The organism is Phaeovulum veldkampii DSM 11550 (genome assembly GCF_003034995.1).
GTDB lineage: Bacteria > Pseudomonadota > Alphaproteobacteria > Rhodobacterales > Rhodobacteraceae > Phaeovulum > Phaeovulum veldkampii.
The window spans coordinates 1-18,831 of the sequence record NZ_PZKF01000035.1; the positions used below are offsets into that span (position 1 = coordinate 1).

At 65.5% G+C, this 18,831-nt stretch carries 18 protein-coding genes; 12 read left to right on the forward strand and 6 right to left on the reverse strand.

The features are described from left to right. The coding region (locus tag C5F46_RS12830) for a TRAP transporter large permease subunit (RefSeq protein WP_146160232.1) at positions 1-675 on the reverse strand (675 nt) is incomplete at its 3' end. Beyond that, complete coding sequence (locus C5F46_RS12835) at positions 672-1,277, reverse strand: TRAP transporter small permease subunit (protein WP_107325741.1); 606 nt, start codon at positions 1,275-1,277, stop codon at positions 672-674. The genes C5F46_RS12835 and C5F46_RS12830, both read right to left, overlap by 4 nt. A gap of 493 nt (positions 1,278-1,770) precedes the next feature. Here C5F46_RS12835 and C5F46_RS12840 point away from each other — a divergent pair, with 493 nt between their 5' ends. From C5F46_RS12840 to C5F46_RS12860, 5 genes are all read left to right on the forward strand, one after another. Continuing rightward, on the forward strand, positions 1,771-3,525 hold the full coding sequence (locus C5F46_RS12840) for an acetolactate synthase 3 large subunit (protein ID WP_168796800.1): 1,755 nt from the start codon (positions 1,771-1,773) through the stop codon (positions 3,523-3,525). 59 nt (positions 3,526-3,584) lie between these two features. After that, on the forward strand, positions 3,585-4,145 hold the full coding sequence (gene ilvN, locus C5F46_RS12845; RefSeq protein ID WP_107325743.1) for an acetolactate synthase small subunit: 561 nt from the start codon (positions 3,585-3,587) through the stop codon (positions 4,143-4,145). A 641-nt stretch (positions 4,146-4,786) separates the two neighbouring features. Next, positions 4,787-4,942 (forward strand): light-harvesting protein, encoded by a 156-nt coding sequence (locus C5F46_RS12850; protein WP_107325744.1) that lies wholly within the window; start codon positions 4,787-4,789, stop codon positions 4,940-4,942. Between the two features lie 12 nt (positions 4,943-4,954). Beyond that, on the forward strand, positions 4,955-5,128 hold the full coding sequence (locus tag C5F46_RS12855) for a light-harvesting protein (RefSeq protein ID WP_107325745.1): 174 nt from the start codon (positions 4,955-4,957) through the stop codon (positions 5,126-5,128). 235 nt (positions 5,129-5,363) lie between these two features. Beyond that, positions 5,364-6,758, forward strand: a complete 1,395-nt coding sequence (locus C5F46_RS12860) for a PucC family protein (RefSeq protein WP_107325746.1) — start codon at positions 5,364-5,366, stop codon at positions 6,756-6,758. Position 6,759: 1 nt separating this feature from the next. On the opposite strand, the gene C5F46_RS12865 is transcribed toward C5F46_RS12860, so the two are convergent. Further along, positions 6,760-8,406: an MBL fold metallo-hydrolase RNA specificity domain-containing protein gene (locus tag C5F46_RS12865; RefSeq protein ID WP_107325747.1), complete on the reverse strand. Its 1,647-nt coding sequence runs from the start codon at positions 8,404-8,406 to the stop codon at positions 6,760-6,762. Between the two features lie 54 nt (positions 8,407-8,460). Next, positions 8,461-10,854, reverse strand: coding sequence for a phosphoenolpyruvate synthase (gene ppsA / locus C5F46_RS12870; protein ID WP_107325748.1), 2,394 nt, complete (start codon positions 10,852-10,854; stop codon positions 8,461-8,463). A gap of 207 nt (positions 10,855-11,061) precedes the next feature. On the opposite strand from ppsA, the gene C5F46_RS12875 reads away from it, so the two are divergent. The 7 genes from C5F46_RS12875 to C5F46_RS12905 all read left to right on the forward strand — a co-directional run bounded on the left by C5F46_RS12875 (position 11,062) and on the right by C5F46_RS12905 (position 17,333). Continuing rightward, positions 11,062-11,661: a 50S ribosomal protein L25/general stress protein Ctc gene (locus C5F46_RS12875; protein ID WP_107325749.1), complete on the forward strand. Its 600-nt coding sequence runs from the start codon at positions 11,062-11,064 to the stop codon at positions 11,659-11,661. Between the two features lie 120 nt (positions 11,662-11,781). Then, entirely contained in the window at positions 11,782-12,486 is a 705-nt protein-coding gene (pth, locus tag C5F46_RS12880) for an aminoacyl-tRNA hydrolase (protein WP_107325750.1), read from the forward strand. Beyond that, positions 12,483-13,394 (forward strand): carbohydrate kinase family protein, encoded by a 912-nt coding sequence (locus C5F46_RS12885; protein WP_268935650.1) that lies wholly within the window; start codon positions 12,483-12,485, stop codon positions 13,392-13,394. Before pth ends, C5F46_RS12885 begins: the two co-directional genes overlap by 4 nt. Continuing rightward, a complete protein-coding gene (dtd, locus tag C5F46_RS12890; RefSeq protein WP_107325751.1) occupies positions 13,391-13,840 on the forward strand; it encodes a D-aminoacyl-tRNA deacylase in 450 nt (149 codons plus the stop codon). Before C5F46_RS12885 ends, dtd begins: the two co-directional genes overlap by 4 nt. A 234-nt stretch (positions 13,841-14,074) precedes the next feature. Beyond that, positions 14,075-15,442 (forward strand): DEAD/DEAH box helicase, encoded by a 1,368-nt coding sequence (locus C5F46_RS12895; RefSeq protein ID WP_107325752.1) that lies wholly within the window; start codon positions 14,075-14,077, stop codon positions 15,440-15,442. A gap of 30 nt (positions 15,443-15,472) precedes the next feature. Further along, positions 15,473-16,057: a thymidine kinase gene (locus C5F46_RS12900; protein WP_107325753.1), complete on the forward strand. Its 585-nt coding sequence runs from the start codon at positions 15,473-15,475 to the stop codon at positions 16,055-16,057. A gap of 112 nt (positions 16,058-16,169) precedes the next feature. Then, a complete protein-coding gene (locus C5F46_RS12905; RefSeq protein ID WP_107325754.1) occupies positions 16,170-17,333 on the forward strand; it encodes a M20 aminoacylase family protein in 1,164 nt (387 codons plus the stop codon). On the opposite strand, the gene C5F46_RS12910 is transcribed toward C5F46_RS12905, so the two are convergent. Next, on the reverse strand, positions 17,330-17,737 hold the full coding sequence (locus tag C5F46_RS12910; protein WP_107325755.1) for a universal stress protein: 408 nt from the start codon (positions 17,735-17,737) through the stop codon (positions 17,330-17,332). The two genes, C5F46_RS12905 and C5F46_RS12910, sit on opposite strands and share 4 nt — an antisense overlap. Before the next feature lie 69 nt (positions 17,738-17,806). After that, positions 17,807-18,817, reverse strand: a complete 1,011-nt coding sequence (gene moaA / locus C5F46_RS12915; RefSeq protein ID WP_107325756.1) for a GTP 3',8-cyclase MoaA — start codon at positions 18,815-18,817, stop codon at positions 17,807-17,809. Between the last annotated feature and the right edge of the window lie 14 nt (positions 18,818-18,831).

Sequence of the window (18,831 nt, forward strand, 5' to 3'; positions counted from 1 at the left end):
TTTCGGCAGGGCAGGCATCGAATTGGGCCGCAGGATCGACAGGACCATCACATAGCCGATGTATAGCCCGGTCAGCACCAGGCCGGGGATCAGCGCGCCTTTGTACATATCGCCCACCGACCGGCCCAACTGGTCGGCCAGCACGATCAGCACCAGCGACGGCGGGATGATCTGCGCCAATGTGCCCGAGGCCGCGATCACCCCCGAGGCGATGCGCCGGTCATAGCCATAGCGCAGCATGATCGGCAGCGAGATCAGCCCCATCGCGATCACCGAGGCCGCAACGACCCCCGTGGTGGCCGCCAGCAGCGCCCCCACAAAGATCACCGCATAGGCCAGACCGCCGCGGATCGGGCCGAACAGCTGGCCGATCGTATCCAGCAGGTCTTCGGCCATGCCCGATCGTTCCAGCACGATCCCCATGAAGGTAAAGAAGGGGATGGCGAGCAATGTCTCGTTGCTCAGCACCCCCCAGAACCGTTCGGGCATCGCGTTCAGAAGCGGCCATGACAGGTTGATCGTGCCGTTCGACAGCGGCGCCAGTTCGACGCCGACAAAGAAAAACAACAGGCCGTTGGCCGCCAGCGCAAAGGCAACCGGATAGCCGATCAGCAAAAAGAACACGAGAGAGGCGAACATGATCGGTGCCATGTTCACCGCGATGAATTCCATCATTTGCGCTCCTCCCCGGTCTTGGTGTCCATCGCCGACAGGATCTCCTCGGCCTCGACCGAGGCCGCATCATGGTGCGACACGAAGGGGGCCGGATCGTCGATCAGCCCGCGCATCACCGCGACTTTCTTGATGATCTCGGAAATACCCTGCACCCAAAGCTGGCCAAAACCGATCAGCAGCAGCATCTTGGCCGGCCAGATCACCAGACCGCCCGCATTGTTCGAAATCTCGCCCGAGCGGACCGACATCATCACATAGGGGTAAAGAAGCCACATCATCAGCGTGACGAGCGGCATCAGGAACAGCAGGTGCCCCAGAAGGTCGATCCAGTGCTGCACCCGCCGCGAAAACAGGCCATAGACAATGTCGATGCGGATATGTTCGTTCTGCTTCAGCGTGTAGGCGGAGGCCAGCAGAAAGGCCGCGCCGAACAGATACCACTGCAACTCCAGCCAGGCATTGGACGAGGTGTTGAGCGTCTTTCGGATGATGGCATTCGACGCCGAGATAAGGATCGCCACCAGGATCAGCCAGGCCACCGATTTGCCGACGGTTTCGTTGATCCGGTCAATGGCGCGCGACAAGGCAAGAAGCCCGCCCATCGTATTCCCCCCTGAAATCCAAATGCGCCTTGGCGGCGCTATGCGCCAGCTATGGCCCAGAGGTGTGCAAGCGTCAATGCGCAAGGAAACGCCTCCCGCAAGGGTAGAAACGCCCGCGCGAGCATCACCCGACCTGCACGCAGGCCGCCGCGGCGCAAGCGCGGGGTATGGCGGGCCGGAAATGGCGTCGGCACAGCCCCCGCACCTCAGCCCGACCCAAGATTTTCATAAGTTTCCACGATCGCCAGCGTGGCGCAATATTCGTAAAGATTTTTACCGGGCCTGCGACACAATATTCGTAGTTTTGGCGTTGACGCCCCGATCCGCGCCGCCTAATGTCCGCGCCGACGCCAAGGAAGGGCATGGCTATGGCCGTAAACCTCGCAGCACTCGGGACAAGGCGCATGGGCCGGTAACGGTTGACCGGATCGGTTTCCATGCGCCCCCGCCGAAACGGGGGCTTTTTCTTGGCAAGGGGTTGATGGAGAATATGATGTCACGGGCAATGACCGGCGCGAAAATGGTGGTGCAGGCTCTGAAGGATCAGGGCGTGGAGGTGGTCTTTGGCTACCCCGGCGGTGCCGTGCTGCCGATCTATGACGAGATCTTTCAGCAAAACGACATCAAACATGTGCTGGTGCGCCACGAACAGGGCGCTGTGCATATGGCCGAGGGCTATGCCCGCTCGACCGGCAAGCCGGGCGTGGTGCTGGTGACCTCGGGGCCGGGGGCCACGAATGCGGTCACCGGGTTGGTGGATGCGCTGATGGATTCGATCCCGCTGGTGGTGTTCACCGGCCAGGTGCCGACCTTCATGATCGGCACCGACGGCTTTCAGGAAGCCGACACCGTGGGCATCACCCGCCCCTGCACCAAGCACAACTGGCTGGTGAAGGACACCGACAAGCTGGCCGAAACCATCCATCAGGCGTTTCATGTCGCCACCTCGGGCCGCCCCGGCCCGGTGCTGATCGACATTCCCAAAGATGTGCAGTTCGCCACCGGCGGCTACACCGGGCCGAAACAGGCGCGGACCGATCACTATCAGCCCAAGGTCAAGGGCGACATCGAGGCAATCACCAAACTGGTCGATCTGATGGAAACCGCCGAACGGCCGATTTTCTACACCGGCGGCGGCGTCATCAACTCGGGCCCTGGCGCAAGCCAGCTTTTGCGCGAACTGGTCGATGCCACCGGCTTCCCGATCACCTCGACGCTGATGGGGCTGGGCGCCTATCCGGCCTCTGGCAAGTCTTGGCTGGGCATGTTGGGGATGCACGGGCTGTACGAGGCCAATCTTGCGATGCACGACTGCGACCTGATGATCAACATCGGCGCCCGCTTTGACGACCGTATCACTGGCAGGATCGCCGATTTCAGCCCGCAGTCGAAAAAGGCGCATATCGACATCGACGCCTCGTCGATCAACAAGGTGATCCATGTCGATCTGCCGATTCTGGGCGATGTCGGCCATGTGCTGGAAGACCTGCTGAAGGTCTGGAAAGCGCGCGGTCGCAAGGTGAACAAGCCCGCGCTGGATGCCTGGTGGGGCAAGATCGCCGGATGGAAGGCGCGCAACTGTCTTGCCTATGCACCCTCGACCACCACGATCAAACCGCAATACGCGCTGGAACGGCTTGAGGCCCTGACCAAGGGCCGCGACCGCTATATCACCACCGAGGTGGGCCAGCATCAGATGTGGGCCGCGCAGTTCCTGAGCTTTGAGGCCCCGAACCGCTGGATGACCTCGGGCGGTCTGGGCACGATGGGCTATGGCCTGCCCGCCTCGATCGGGGTGCAGGTCGCACACCCGGATGCGTTGGTGATCAACGTGGCGGGCGAAGCAAGCTGGCTGATGAACATGCAGGAAATGGGCACAGCGGTGCAGTTCCGCGCGCCAGTCAAGCAGTTCATCCTGAACAACGAACGGCTGGGAATGGTGCGCCAGTGGCAGCAATTGCTGCACGGCGAACGTTACAGCCAGAGCTGGTCCGAGGCGCTGCCCGACTTTGTCAAACTGGCCGAGGCCTTTGGTTGCAAGGGTATCCAGTGCAGCGACCCCGCCAAGCTGGACGATGCGATTCAGGAAATGCTCGATTACGACGGGCCGGTGATCTTCGACTGTCTCGTGGAAAAGCATGAAAACTGCTTCCCGATGATTCCCTCGGGCAAGCCGCACAACGAAATGATCCTGGGCGATGCCGAAACCGAGGGCGCGATCGGCGCCAAGGGTGCGGTTCTGGTGTGATGACACGGGCCGGGGGCACCCCCGGCCTCCGGGATTTCAGGAACAGGTAGGAAAAGATCATGGCAGCGCTGAACATCAAGAAGGGGTCGTCCAGCCATTCGGCCTATGATCTGCGTGACCCCCATGCGCAGGTCGAAAGCAGCCATACGCTGGCGGTTCTGGTGGATAACGAAGCGGGCGTTCTGGCGCGCGTGATCGGGCTGTTTTCCGGTCGCGGCTACAACATCGACAGCCTGACGGTGGCCGAGGTGGACCACAAGGGGCACCGCTCGCGCATCACCATCGTCACCCGCGGCTCGCTGGCGGTGATCGACCAGATCAAGGCGCAACTGGGGCGCATCGTTCCGGTGCACGAGGTGCATGACCTGACCGTCGAAGGTCGCGCGGTGGAACGCGAACTGGCGCTGTTCAAGGTGGCGGGCACCGGCGAAAAGCGCGTCGAGGCGCTGCGGCTGGCTGATATCTTCCGCGCCAGCGTGGTTGATTCGACGCTGGAAAGCTTTGTCTTCGAAATCACCGGCACGCCCGAGAAAATCGACGCCTTCGCCGATCTGATGCGCCCGCTGGGCCTGATCGACGTGGCCCGCACCGGCGTTGCGGCGCTTTCGCGCGGGGTCTGACCCGCTTTGGTCCGGGGCTGCCCGGACCGGCCCCCCCTTCTGACCAGACGCGCCGCTCACCTGTTGGTCCATCGGGGGGCTCTTGCCCTCCGTTCCATGATTCCCGATCCGGCGCTGCTGGAATCGCCCCGGTTCGGTGTGCACTACAAGATCGTGCACCGCCAAAAGCGCGTTCGCCAAAATCTGCCCGACACACGAAGCCGCCCGCCGGCCCCCTGCCCGCTCGCGCGGCCGTGCAAAACCGGCTAGCGCGGCTCAAAACGCTCCGGACCCAAGTCAAGCAGAAAAAATGCAGTCAGTCGTTGAGTTTGAGCAAAAGTCGCAGGGTGCGTGATCGGGCCGGAACCGCGCAGCGAATCCGCCGCAGCGCCGGGCAAAAGCGGAAATACGCCTAAGAACAACGGCTTTGCAGCCGCAGCCGGGCGGGGCAGTGAACAATAAGTCGCACCCACAAGCCCTCTGTCCGCGCAAGTTGACATTGCACATGTCACGCAGTTGTGACACCTTACCTACATAACGAAGCCGAACCCGACACGCCGGGTGCCTCGCAAGAGGCTCACAGAAGAAGGTCCGGTCGTTATCTAGCCCGCGTGCAGGTTCTACACGCTCTATAGTCGAACACCAGATTGGGGAGACGACACATGACTGACGATCCGAACAAAGTCTGGCCGAGCGGCCTGACCCTCGCCGAAGCTGAAGAAGTGCAAAAGCAACTCGTGCTCGGCACCCGCGTTTTCGGCGGCATCGCGCTGCTGGCGCACTTCCTGGCGGCTATCGCCACCCCGTGGCTCGGGTAAGGAGAAACTGAGATGAACAACGCGAAACTCTGGCTCGTGGTGAAACCGACCACCGGCGTTCCTCTGTTCCTGTCGGCTGTGGCGATCTCGTCGTTCGCCGTGCACTACATGCTGGTTCAGAACACCACCTGGTTGGGCGCCTATCACAACGGCTCCGCCACGGTTGCTGCCGCTCCGGCCAACTGAGCATCCAATCAGATTGTCGGCCCTGCCGGGGCCGACAATCCTGTTTTGAATATCTTTGCGCAGGCCGGGATCGTATGATTTCGGCCTGCGCCTATTCATGAAGGCACTGCCCCATGCAACGCACCGTCACGCGGGCAAGACAAGGCTCCCTCAGCCGGCCTTCCAACCCCTCGACAGGGCGCCCTGAACCGCGAGGGCCGCGGTCTGCCGGACGCCACGGAATGGACAGCCCCAGATGAAACGCTTCAGCCAACGTGCCGCCCAAAGCCTTGTAGAGATCGGACCGCGCTTCCTGCCATTTGCCGATGCCGCCTCTGACACGCTGCCGCTGGGCCGCCTGTTGCGGCTGTCGTTGTTTCAGGTTTCGGTCGGCATGGCGCTGGTGCTGATGGTCGGCACACTGAACCGCGTGATGATCGTGGAGCTGGACGTGCCCTCGACCATCGTGGCAATCATGATCTCGCTGCCGCTGGTGTTCGCGCCATTCCGCGCGCTGATCGGGTTCAAATCCGACACCCATGTGTCGGCCCTGGGCTGGCGCCGGGTGCCTTACATCTGGAAAGGCTCGCTGCTGCAATGGGGCGGGTTCGCGATCATGCCATTTGCCCTGCTGGTGCTGTCGGGCAAGGATTATGCCGAGGGAACCCCGGAATGGATCGGTCAGGCCAGCGCGGGGCTGGCCTTCCTGCTGGTCGGCGCCGGTGCGCATATGGTGCAGACCGTGGGGCTGGCCTTGGCCACCGATCTGGCCCCGCGCGAGGATCAGCCCAAGGTCGTGGGGCTGATGTATGTGATGCTGCTGGTCGGCATGATCGCCAGCGCACTGATCTTTGGCGCGCTGCTGACGCCTTATCACCCGTGGACGCTGATTCAGGTGATCCAGGGCGCAGCGGTGGCGACATTGATTTTGAACGTGATCGCCCTGTGGAAGCAGGAACCGCGTGACCGCGCCCGCACCGTGAAACCCGAGGTCGAACCCGAGTTTGCCGATCACTGGCGCGAATTCATCAGCCGCAAGAACGCGCTGCGCGGGCTGATCGTGATCGCGCTGGGCACGATGGGCTTTGGCATGGCCGATGTTCTGCTGGAGCCTTACGGCGGGCAGGTTTTGGCGATGACGGTGGCGCAGACGACCAAGCTGACCGCGGCCTGGGCCTTTGGCGGGCTGGTGGGCTTTGCGCTGGCCTCGCGCATTCTGGGCCGGGGCTATGACCCGCTGCGCATGGCGGCCTGGGGTGCGGCGGTGGGCCTGCCGGGCTTTGGCGCGGTGATCGCGGCCGGGCCGGGCGGGGCCGAAATGCTGTTCGTGGCGGGCGTGGTGATCGTGGGCTTTGGCGGCGGGCTGTTCAGCCACGGCACGCTGACGGCCACAATGCGGCTGGCGCCCAAGGAACAGGTCGGGCTGGCGCTGGGCGCATGGGGTGCGGTGCAGGCCACCGCGGCCGGCGCGGGCGTCGCCCTGGGCGGGGTGATGCGCGATGTGGTGCGCAGCCAGCCCTTCGGCGCGACCTTCGGCGAGGCCACGCCCTATCTGACCGTTTTTGCGCTGGAACTGCTGCTACTGATGCTGGCGCTGGTCGTGGTGTTGCCGATGGTGCTGAACCGCAGCCTCGCGGCCGAGCGCAGCTGACCTAGTGTCGGCGCGCGCCGCCTGGGCCGTGCCCTGACGGCCCGGTCTGGGCTTCTCCCTCCTCCAGCGCGCGGCGCAGGCGGCGGATCAGCGTGTCGCGGGTCTTTTCGTCGGGCTTTGCCGCCAGCGCGTCGTTGATATCCAGCATCAGCGCCGAAACGTCGTTGTGCCAATCCAGCCGCGCCACCTGTTCCGGCGCAAGCCGCGGCTGGGCCGCCTCTGGCCCGGCCAGCCGCACTGCGCCGGCGTCGGTCAGGTCAAAGCTTTCGTCCAGCGCCGGGGTCAGCACATGCGCGGGATCGACGATCCCGGCCAGCCGCGCAGACAGCCCCGCCATTGCCTCCGGCTCGCCATGGACCAGAAACAGGTCATGCGTCAGCGGCAGCCGCGCCTTGATCCACTCCGCCAGTTCCGGCCCGTCGGCGTGGCCGGAATACAGGTCGATTGAGCGGATGCGGGCGCGCACGGTGAATTCCTCGCCCTGAATGCGCACCGATGCCGCGCCATCGTGCAAGATGCGCCCCAGCGTGCCTTCGGCCTGATAGCCGACCAACAGCACCGTGGCCTCGTCGCGCCACAGCCAGTTCTTCAGCCGGTGGCGGATGCGGCCCGCCTCGCACATGCCGCTGGCGGCGATCACGATGTGAAAGCCGCGGACCCGGTCCAGCGCCATGCTTTGTTCCACAGTTTCGGTAAAATGCAAGGTGTTTGACCGCAACCCCCGCATCAGCGCGCCGCCGCCCTCCAACTCGCGCGAATGGTCGGCAAAGACCTTGGTCGCCTTGGTGGCCATCGGCGAATCCACATGGATCGGGATCTGCGGCAGCGCGCCTTCGGCCATCAGCTGGCTGAGGTCGGCAATCAGTTCCTGCGCGCGTTCCACCGCGAAGGACGGGATCAGCAGCACCCCATCGGGGTTGATCGCCGCCTTCACCTCGTCGCGCAAGAGCGCGCGGCGGCGTTCGGCGGTGGCGTCTTCGCGGTCGGTGTCACCATAGGTCGATTCGCAGATCAGATAATCAATCCCGCTGGGGGCCTCGGGGTCGGGGTGCAGCAGTTTGTAATCGGGGCCAATATCGGCCGAGACCAATATCCGCATCGGCGCGCCCTCGGGCCGGGCCAGTTCCACCTCGACCGAAGCCGAGCCCAGCAGGTGCCCCGCATTCCAGAACCGCGCGCGCACCCCCGGCAAGGCCGTGAACCATCGCCCATAGGGTTCGGGGCGGAACAGATCAAGGCAGGCCGCGGCATCGGCACCGGTGTAGATCGGCTCTACCGCAGCGCGCCCGCGCCGGGCACTGCGGCGGTTCAACTGCTCGACCTCGAATTCCTGAATATGCGCACTGTCGGGCAGCATTACGCCGCACAGATCCGTCGTGGCGGGGGTGGCATGGATCGCGCCGGCAAAGCCCTCGCGCACCAGCTTGGGCAAAAGGCCCGAATGGTCGATATGGGCGTGGCTGAGGATCACCGCGCCGATCTTTTCGGGCTTGAACGGAAAGGCGCGGTAATTCAGCTCCTTCTCGCTTTTCGAACCCTGAAACAGGCCGCAGTCGATCAACACCTGCCCTGCCCCCGTTTCCAGCCGAAAACATGATCCGGTGACGCCGCGGGCGGCGCCATGAAAGGTCAGGCGGGGGTGGGTCATGGGCGGTCCTCCTTGTGACGATGCAATCAGCCTTGGCGCGGAAAGGCAAGAAAATCAGCCATTTTCCGCCGCGGACACAGCGCTTTTGGCGCGGATGAAACTGTCGGGCGTGACCGACATCGAATCAATTCCGCAGCGCACAAGGAACGCCGCGATCTCGGGGTGGTCGCTGGGCCCCTGCCCGCACAGCCCGATCTTGGCGCCCGCCGCCTGCGCTTTTTCAATCGCGCGGGCGACCATCCACTGCACCGCCGGGTCTTGTTCGTCAAAGACCTCGGCCAGATCCTCGCTGTCGCGGTCCACGCCCAGCGTCAGTTGCGTCAGGTCGTTCGAGCCGATCGAAAACCCGTCGAAGCGTTCGGCAAATTCCGAGGCAAGAATGACATTCGAAGGCACCTCGCACATCACATAGACCTCAAGGCCGTTCTCGCCCCGGCGCAGCCCGTTTTCGGCCATCACCGCCAGCACGCGGTCGGCCTCGGTCAGGGTGCGGCAGAACGGGATCATGACGATCACATTGGCAAAGCCCATCTCGTCGCGCAGCCGCTTGATCGCCCGACATTCCAGCGCAAAGCCCTCGCGGTAGCGCGGCGAATAATAGCGCGAGGCACCGCGAAAGCCGATCATCGGGTTTTCCTCGGCCGGTTCAAACGCCGCGCCGCCGATCAGCCCGGCATATTCATTGGTCTTGAAATCGCTCATCCGGATGATGGCGGGGTTGGGATGCGCCAGCGCCGCGATCCGCGCCAGCCCGCGCGACAGACGCTCCACGAAATACTCGGTCTTGTCGGCGAAATCGGCGGTGATCGCCGCGATTTCCGCCTTTTCGGGGCTGTCGGGCAGTTGGTCGAACCGCGCCAGCGCCATCGGATGGATGCGGACATGGTTGGTGATCACGAATTCCATCCGCGCCAGCCCCACCCCGTCGGCGGGCAGCCGCCACCAGCGAAAGGCCCCCGCCGGGTCGGCGAGGTTCAGCATCACCCTGGTTCGCGTGGCGGGCGCCTGCGACGGGTCCAGCGTTTGCTCGGCTATCTGGGCGATTCCGTCATAGACAAAGCCCAGATCGCCCTCGCCGCAAGACACCGTCACCTGTTGGCCGTCGCGCAGAACCGCGGTTGCCTGATGTGTGCCCACAATCGCGGGCAGGCCCAATTCGCGGCTGACGATGGCCGCATGCGAGGTGCGCCCGCCCCGGTCGGTCACCAGAGCCGCCGCGCGCTTCATGATCGGCACCCAGTCGGGGTCGGTGGTTTCGGTCACCAGCACCGCCCCATCGACAAATCGGGCTATATCGCGCGCGCTTTCCAGACGGCAGACGGTGCCCGCCACCGCTGCGTCACCGATGGCAAGGCCCGACACCAGCTTGCGGCCCTTGCCGGTAAGGCTGTAGCTATGCAAGCCCTCTGCGGCCTTGCGCGACTGCACGGTTTCGGGCCGCGCCTGAAGGATGAACAGCGCCCCGCTGCGCCCGTCACGGGCCCATTCGATATCCATCGCGCAGCCATAATGCGCCTCGATCACACAGGCCCAGCGCCCCAGTTGCATCGCCTCGGCCGGGCTCAGCACCATCGCCGCGCGTTCGGCCATCGAGGTGGGCACCAGTTGCGTGGCCTCGGCACCGTCACCGGCGATCAGCTTGATCTCCTTGGTGCCACGCGCGGCCTCGACGATGGGCACCACGCCGGGCTGGGCCAGCAGCGGCTTGAACACCTGATATTCGTCTGGGTCCACCTGCCCCTGCACCACGGTTTCGCCAAAGCCCCAGGCGGCGTTGATCACCGCCACCTTGTCAAAGCCGGTTTCCGGGTCGATCGAGAACATCACCCCCGAGGCGCCGCGCCCCTCGCCCAGGTCCGAGCGCACCATCGCCTGCACCCCGACCGACAGGGCCACCGCCTGATGGTCGAACCCCTGCGCGATCCGGTAAGAAATTGCACGGTCGGTGAACAGCGAGGCATAGCAGCGCCGACACGCCTCCAGCAGCGCGGCCTCGCCCGCGATATTGAGATAGCTTTCCTGCTGCCCGGCGAAACTCGCCTCTGGCAGGTCTTCGGCGGTGGCCGAGGATCGCACTGCCACCTCGGCATCGGCCTGCCCGATCCGGTCGGCCAGAGCGCGATAGGCGGCACGGATATCGGCCGCGATGGCCTCGGGCCAGTCGCCCGCCAGAACCGCCGCGCGCAGCCCCGCCCCGGTTTCGGCAAGGCTGGCCCGCCCCGCCGCCAGATCGGCCAGCGCCGCTGCGATCCGCGGCCCCAGGGCATTGGCCTCGACAAAGGCGCGCCAGGCGCGCGCGGTGGTGGCAAAGCCCGGCGGCACCGCCACCCCCGCGCCACCCAGATTGCGCAGCATTTCGCCCAGAGAAGCATTCTTGCCGCCCACGCGGGGCACGTCGCCCCGGCTCAGGGTTTGCAGTTCAACAACATAGGCATCGGTTTCGCGCATGATCTTCTCCCCCTTGCAGCCCTTTCGGCGCCGCCGAAATCAGGCTACGCCGAATGGCCGGTGCCACCTTAATGCAGATCAAGGCGCAAAGCTGCCGGCGGTGTGGCAAAGCCCCTTCCCTTCCTGCCCCGTCTCTGCTATCGGGGCCGCCTTGCGGGCCTGCACCCTTGGAGGAGGCCCGATAACCTATGGACTATGGAGAGACCAATGGCCAAAGAGATCGAAAATCTCGAAGCTGTGGTGCGGACGGGGACAGGCAAGGGGGCCGCTCGTCAAGCTCGTCGTGAGGGCTATGTACCCGGCATTGTTTACGGCGACGGAAAAGACCCGCAGCCGATCAATCTGCCCTATAACAAACTGCTGACCCGTCTGCGTCGCGGCCGTTTCCTGTCGACCCTGTTCAACCTGCAGGTTCCCGGTCAGGACGACGTGCGCGTGATCTGCCGCGGCGTGCAGCGCGACGTGGTCAAAGATCTGCCCACCCACGTTGACCTGATGCGCCTGCATCGCGCCAGCCGGGTGAACCTGTTCATCCACGTCACCTTTGAAAACCACGAAGCCTCGCCCGGCCTCAAGCGCGGCGGCACGCTGACCATCGTGCGCCCCGAGGTCGAACTTGAGGTTATGGCCGGGGATATCCCCGATCACATCACCGTGGACCTGACCGGCAAGAACATCGGCGATGTGATCCACATCAACGATGTGGTTCTGCCCGAAGGCGCGAAACCCACAATCGAACGCAACTTCGTCATCGCCAATATCGCCGCGCCCTCGGGCCTGCGCTCGGCCGACAACGAAGAAGCCTGAGACTGACCTGCATCGCAGCGGAACCGCGGGGCCACTGGCCCCGCGTTTTCGTTTGAAGGGCCGGTTGCATCGCGGCCCGGCCCGCACTAATCCCGACGACACTGACCGCAGGAGGATCGGATGAAGCTCTTTGTGGGCCTTGGCAATCCCGGCGCGAAATACGCCGGAAACCGGCACAACATCGGCTATATGGCGGTGGACCGGATCGCCGCCGATCACGGCTTTGGCCCGTGGCGCGCAAGGTTTCAGGGGCTGGTGGCCGAGGGCACGCTGGCGGGCTGCAAGGTGATCCTGCTCAAGCCCGAAACCTTCATGAACCTGTCGGGCCAGTCGGTGCAGGCTGCACTGGCGTTTTACAAGCTCTCCCCCGCCGATCTGGTGGTGTTTCATGACGAGCTGGACCTTGCCCCCGGCAAGGCCCGCGTCAAGCAGGGTGGCGGGCATGCCGGCCATAACGGCCTGCGCTCGATCCATGCGCATGTAGGTGAAGCCTATGGCCGGGTGCGGCTGGGTATCGGGCATCCGGGGCACAAGGACCGGGTGGCGGCCTATGTGCTGTCGGATTTCGCCAAGGCCGATGCGGATTGGCTTGATGACCTGATGCGCGGCCTGTCCGATGGCGCGGCGGCGCTGGCTGCGGGCGACGGGGCCAGATTTCTGAACGCGGTGGCCCTGCGCACCGCGCCGCCACGGTCGTCAACCGGCACCGCGCCCGACAAGACCGCGGCGCCTACGGCCCCAAAATCGGCCCCCACGCCCCCGGAGCCACCCGCACCCGACACCCGCTCGGCGCTGGAACGGCTCGCCGACAGGTTCCGGCGGTGAGCGGCCCGCGGCTGTTGTGCTGCGGCGAGGCGCTGATCGACATGATCGCGACGCCCGCCCCCGATGGCCCTGTGTTCCGCCCCGTGCCGGGTGGGGGCATGTTCAACACCGCCATAGCCGCGGCCCGGCTGGGCTTGCCCACGGGCCTGATCGCCGGGCTTTCGACCGATCTGTTCGGCGCCGAACTGGTCGCCGCCGCCACCGCCTCGGGCGTAGACATATCGCTATGCCCGCGCGCGCCGCGGCCCACGACGCTGGCCTTTGTCGCGCTGGCGAACGGCCAGCCCGCGTATGCCTTTCACGATGAAAACACCGCCGGGCGGATGCTGCGCAGCGCCGATCTGCCCGCCCTGCCCGACAGCGTGCAGGCGCTGGCCTTTGGCGGCATCTCGCTGGCCGGCGAACCCTGCGGCACGACCTATGATGCGCTGTGCGCCCGCGAAAGCGCACGGCTGATCGTGCTGGACCCTAATATCCGCCCCGCCATCGTCACCGACGCGCCCGCCCTTCGCGCGCGGCTGCACCGGATGATCGCGCGGGCCGACATCGTAAAACTGTCCGACGAGGATCTGGACTGGCTCGCCCCCGGCGCCGAACCTGCGGCGCTGACGGCCCAAGGGCTGATGATCGTGACCCGCGGGGCGCGGGGTGCGCTGGCCTTTCGTGGTGCCGAACGGATCGCGGTGCCCGCCCCTGCGGTGGCCGTTGTCGATACCGTCGGCGCGGGCGATACCTTCACCGCGGGCGTTCTGGCCGGACTGGATCGCGCCGGGGCGCTGTCAAAGGCCGGGCTGGCGGCAGCCAGCGCCGACACGATCCGCGCCGCGCTGATCCTGGGCAGCGCCGCCGCCGCAATCACCGTCACGCGGGCGGGCGCCAACCCGCCCTGGGCCAAGGAGTTGCCATGAGAGCCCTGATCCAGCGCGTCGCCCATGCCAAGGTCGAGGTCGATGGCCGCATCACCGGCCAGATCGGGCCGGGGTTTCTGATTCTGATCTGTGCGATGGCGGGCGATACCGAGGCCGATGCGGCACGGCTGGCCCAGCGCATCGCCAAGCTGCGCATCTTCAAGGATGACGCGGGCAAGATGAACCGCTCGCTGCGCGACATCGGCGGCGCGGCGCTGGTGGTCAGCCAGTTCACGCTGGCCGCCGACACCTCACGCGGTAATCGCCCCGGCTTTTCCACCGCCGCCCCGCCCGATCAGGGCGAGCGGCTGTATCTGGCGTTTTCCGACCTGCTGCGCGCCGAAGGTATCGCGGTGGAAACCGGCGAGTTCGGCGCCGATATGGCGGTGAGCCTGCTCAACGACGGCCCCGTCACGATCTGGATGGACGGCGCCGATCGGGGCTGATCGGTCAAAACCCTTGACTTTTTCCGCGCTGGCGCCCATCTGAGGCTCACCCGATGTCCGCTGCCGCGTGAGCAGCCGCGCCCGACTGGCGCCAGACCGGGGAAACAGGTTCCCATGTCACGCGGGGGTCCAGCAGGTCAGTGATCTGCGCCCCGCCCCCTCGCCCCCGGCACGTCCGGGGCGCATGACCCATTCGGGCCTGCCGAACGCAGGCCAACCAGAAAGACCATCCCTTTGGAAAACTTTGAAAACCTTGGCCTGTCGCGGCTTGTGCTGGACAATCTGCCGGGTCTTGGCCTGACCAAACCCACGCCGATCCAGGCGCAGGGCATCCCGCATATTGTCGCCGGGCGCGACCTGCTGGGGCTGGCGCAAACCGGCACCGGCAAGACTGCGGCCTTTGGCCTGCCGATGCTGACCCGCCTCATTGCCTACGGCAAACGCCCCGCCCCGAAAGAGGTGCGCGCGCTGATCCTGGCCCCGACCCGCGAACTGGCCACCCAGATCGCCGAAAACGTCACCGCCTATGCCCAAGGCTCGCCGATCCGGGTGTTTCGTGTCGTCGGCGGCGCCTCGATCAACGCGCAATGCGAACGGCTGGCCCGTGGCGTCGATGTGCTGATCGCCACGCCGGGCCGCCTGCTGGACCTGCTGGAACGGCGCGCGCTGAACCTGTCGGAAACCCGCTATCTGGTGCTGGACGAGGCCGACCAGATGCTGGACATCGGCTTTATCCACGCGCTGCGCAAAATCGCGCGGCTGCTGCCCGAACAGCGCCAGACGCTGCTGTTTTCGGCCACCATGCCCAAGCTGATGGAAGAACTGGCCGACAGCTACCTGACCGATCCGGTCCGGGTGCAGGTGGCCCCGCCGGGACAGGCCGCCGAAAAAATCGACCAGGGCGTGCATTTCGTCAATCAGGGCGACAAGGCGGCGCTGCTGGCCGAATATATCTCGAAACATCCGGGCGAGTTGGCGGTGGTCTTTGGCCGCACCAAGCATGGCTCGGACAAGCTGGCCAAGCTGCTGACAAACTGGGGCTTTTCGGTTACCGCAATCCACGGCAACAAGAGCCAGGGCCAGCGCGAACGGGCCTTGGCCGCGTTCCGGGCGGGCGAGGTCGAGGTGCTGGTGGCAACCGATGTTGCGGCGCGGGGGCTTGATATTCCGCAGGTCGCGCATGTCTACAACTACGACCTGCCGAACGTCCCGGAAAACTATGTCCACCGGATCGGGCGCACCGCGCGCGCCGGCCGCGATGGCCGCGCCGTGGCCTTCTGCGCGCCGCTTGAGGTGGCCGATCTGCGGGCGATCGAAAAGGCGATGAAACGCGCGATCCCGGTGATCGGCGGCGAACCTCCGTTTGAACTGCCCGCCGCCGCGATGCGCAAGCCGGGGGCCAAACCGCAAGGCGCCAAGCCGCAAGGCCAGCGCGGCCGCGGGGCCAAGCCTGTGGGCGCCAAGCCGCAGGGCACCAAACCTGCGGGCGCCAAGCCGAAACCCGCCGCCGCAGTCGCGGCCGAGGGGGGCAACCGCCGCCCGTCGCGCCGCCCCTCGCGTCGGCCCAAATCCGAACAATCGGCCCGCGCCGCGGGCTTGTGATCGGACTGGCGCGGGGGTATCCCCCGCGCCATGGCCAAGCTGTATTTCCACTATTCCACGATGAACGCAGGCAAGAGCACGATCCTCTTGCAGGCAGCGCATAATTATCACGAAGGCGGGATGCAGACATTGCTGCTGACCGCCCGCCTGGATGACCGCGCAGGCAAGGGCCGGATCGCCAGCCGCATCGGCATCGGCGCCGAGGCCGATACGTTTGACGACACCACTAATATGTTTGAAAAGGTCAAGAATCGGCTGGACACTGGCCCCTGCGCCTGCGTTTTTGTTGACGAAGCGCAATTCCTGACCAAGGCGCAGGTCTGGCAACTGGCTCGCGCGGTGGACGACCTGAAGGTGCCGGTGATGTGCTATGGCCTCCGGGTCGATTTCCGGGGCGATCTGTTCCCAGGGTCCGCAGCGCTGCTGGCACTGGCCGATGAAATGCGCGAGGTGCGCACCATCTGCCATTGCGGCAAGAAGGCCACGATGGTCGTGCGCAAGGATGGCCAGGGCCAGGTTCTGCGCGATGGCGCACAGGTGCAGATCGGCGGCAATGAAACCTATGTGTCGCTCTGCCGCCGCCACTGGCGCGCGGCGATGGGCGACGACACCTGACCGGGGGCAAAACGCCCCCGTCGTTGCGCGAACCCTTGCGGGGCGCGGGGCTTTGTAACAGTTTGATGAAGCCGGGCCGCCGCGCGGCCAAAGCCCCCCGAAGGACGCCGACATGCCCGTGAAGAACAGATTTGCCGAATTGCTGCCCGAAATCACCGCATGGCGACACGAGTTCCACGAATACCCCGAACTGATGTTCGACGTGCAGCGCACTGCGGGCAAGGTGGCGGGTCTGCTGCGGTCATTCGGCTGCGATGAGGTGGTCGAGGGGATCGGGCGCACCGGCGTTGTCGGCGTGATCCGCGGCAAGACCGACCGCGCGGGCCGCGTTGTGGGGCTGCGCGCCGATATGGACGCGCTGCCGATACTTGAGGCGACGGGGCTGCCCTATGCGTCGAAAACACCGGGGAGGATGCACGCCTGCGGGCATGACGGCCACACCGCCATGTTGCTGGGCGCGGCCAGATACCTGTGCGAAACCCGCAACTTCGATGGCACCGCGGTGGTCATCTTTCAGCCTGCCGAAGAGGGCGGCGGAGGCGGGCGCGAAATGTGCGCCGACGGCTTGATGGTCCGCTTCGGCATTCAGGAAGTCTATGGGCTGCACAACATGCCGGGCCTTCCGGTGGGCAGTTTCGCGATCCGCGAAGGCGCGATGATGGCCGCCGCCGATCAGTTCGAAATCACCGTGACCGGCAAGGGCGGCCATGCCGCCAAGCCGAACGACTGCATCGACACCACGCTGGTGGCGGCGCATATCGTGGTGGCCATGCAATCCATCGCGGCGCGCAATGTTGACCCGCTCAAGCCGGTCGTCGTGTCGGTCTGCACCTTCCGCACCGAATCCGAGGCGCATAACGTCATCCCGCAATCGGTGCTGCTGCGCGGAACGGTGCGCACGATGGACCCTGCGGTGCAAGATTTCGTTCAGGCCCGCGTGATCGCCATCGCCGAGGGCACCGCCGCCAGCTTTGGCGCCACGGCCGATGTGACCTATCTGCGCGGCTATCCGGTGACGATGAACGCACCGGAAAATACCCGCTACGCCGCCGCAGTGGCGCAGGCGGTTTCGGGGCGTGTCGATACCGACACCGCGCCAATGATGTGGGCCGAGGATTTCAGCTTCATGCTGAACGAACGCCCCGGCGCCTATATCTTTCTGGGCAACGGCGACAGCGCGATGATCCATCATCCCGCCTATGTCTTTGACGACGCTGCAATTCCCTTTGGTGCAAGCTGGCTTGCCGGGATGATCGAGGCGCGGATGGCCGCCTAGCGCAGCACATGCACCGAACAGGCGGCGTGGCGCACCACGCGCGCGGCGGTGCTGCCCAGCAGATAATCCTGCAAGCCGGGGCGGTGCGAGGCGATGACGATGCAATCGACCCCGTTCTGACCGGACCAGTCCAGAATGACGCGCCCCGCATCGCCCGAGGCCAGCACCCCCGCGCCAGAGCCAAAGCCGCGGGCCAAAGTCTCCAATTCCGACCGGATCGCCTGTTCCAGTTCCTCACGATACCCCTCGGGCATATAGGAAATCGCATAGCCCGGCACCTCGGGCATGACATGCAACAGGCTGACGCGGGTGTCATCCCCCGACAATTGCCGCGCCACCGCCAGCGCAGGCTCGGGTTCGTGGGCCTCATCAAAGGCAAGCGGCACGAGGATATGGCGATACATGAAAACCTCCCGGTCTGATGGCTTAGGATGGCCCCCGCGCGGGGCGCACGCCTTGATCCATGTCAGCGGTCAGCCGCCGGTATGGCTCATCATGCGGCTGACCTGCCCGGCCACGCGGGCGCGCGAATAGTCAAAGTCGTGGCCACGGGGCTTGCGCGCGATCGCCGCGCGGATCGCTGCAACCAGGGCGGCATCGTCGGTGCTGGCGCGCAGGGGCGCACGCAGATCGGCGCGGTCTTCCTGCCCCAGACACATGAACAACTCGCCCGTGCAGGTCACCCGCACCCGGTTGCAGCTTTCGCAGAACTGATGCGTCAGCGGGGTGATAAAGCCGATCCGCTGGCCTGTCTCTTGCAGCCGGACATAGCGTGCAGGCCCGCCGGTGCTGTCGGGCAGATCGGTCAGGCCAAAGCGTTCGGCCAGCCGCGCCCGCAGATCGGCCAGGGGCCAGTATTGGCCCAGCCGCGTCGCCTCGGCCATCTCGCCCATCGGCATCACCTCGATGAAGGTCAGATCATGCCCCTCACCGCCGCACCAATCGATCAGGTGGAACAGCTCATCCTCGTTGAAGCCCTTCAGCGCGACGGCGTTGATCTTGACCCGAATCCCGGCGGCCTGCGCGGCGCGGACCCCGTCCAGCACCTGCGCCAGATCCCCGCGCCGGGTGATGGCGGCAAATTTCGCAGGCTCCAGCGTATCAAGCGACACGTTCACCCGCCGCACCCCGCAGGCCGCCAGATCAGCCGCAAAGCGCGCCAGTTGCGAGCCGTTGGTGGTCAGCGTCAGTTCCTCCAGCGCACCGCTGACCAGATGCCGCGACATCGCGCGGAAATAGGTCAGGATGCCCTTGCGAACCAAAGGCTCGCCCCCGGTCACGCGCAGCTTGCGCACCCCCAGCGCGATAAAGGCCGAAGACAGCCGGTCAAGTTCTTCCAGCGTCAGCAGGTCGCGCTTGGGCAGGAACTGCATATCTTCGACCATGCAATAGGCGCAGCGGAAATCGCAGCGATCCGTCACCGACACGCGCAAATAGCGGATCGGGCGGGCGAAGGGGTCGATCAGGGGGGCCGCAGGTGTCATGGCACGAAGGTAGG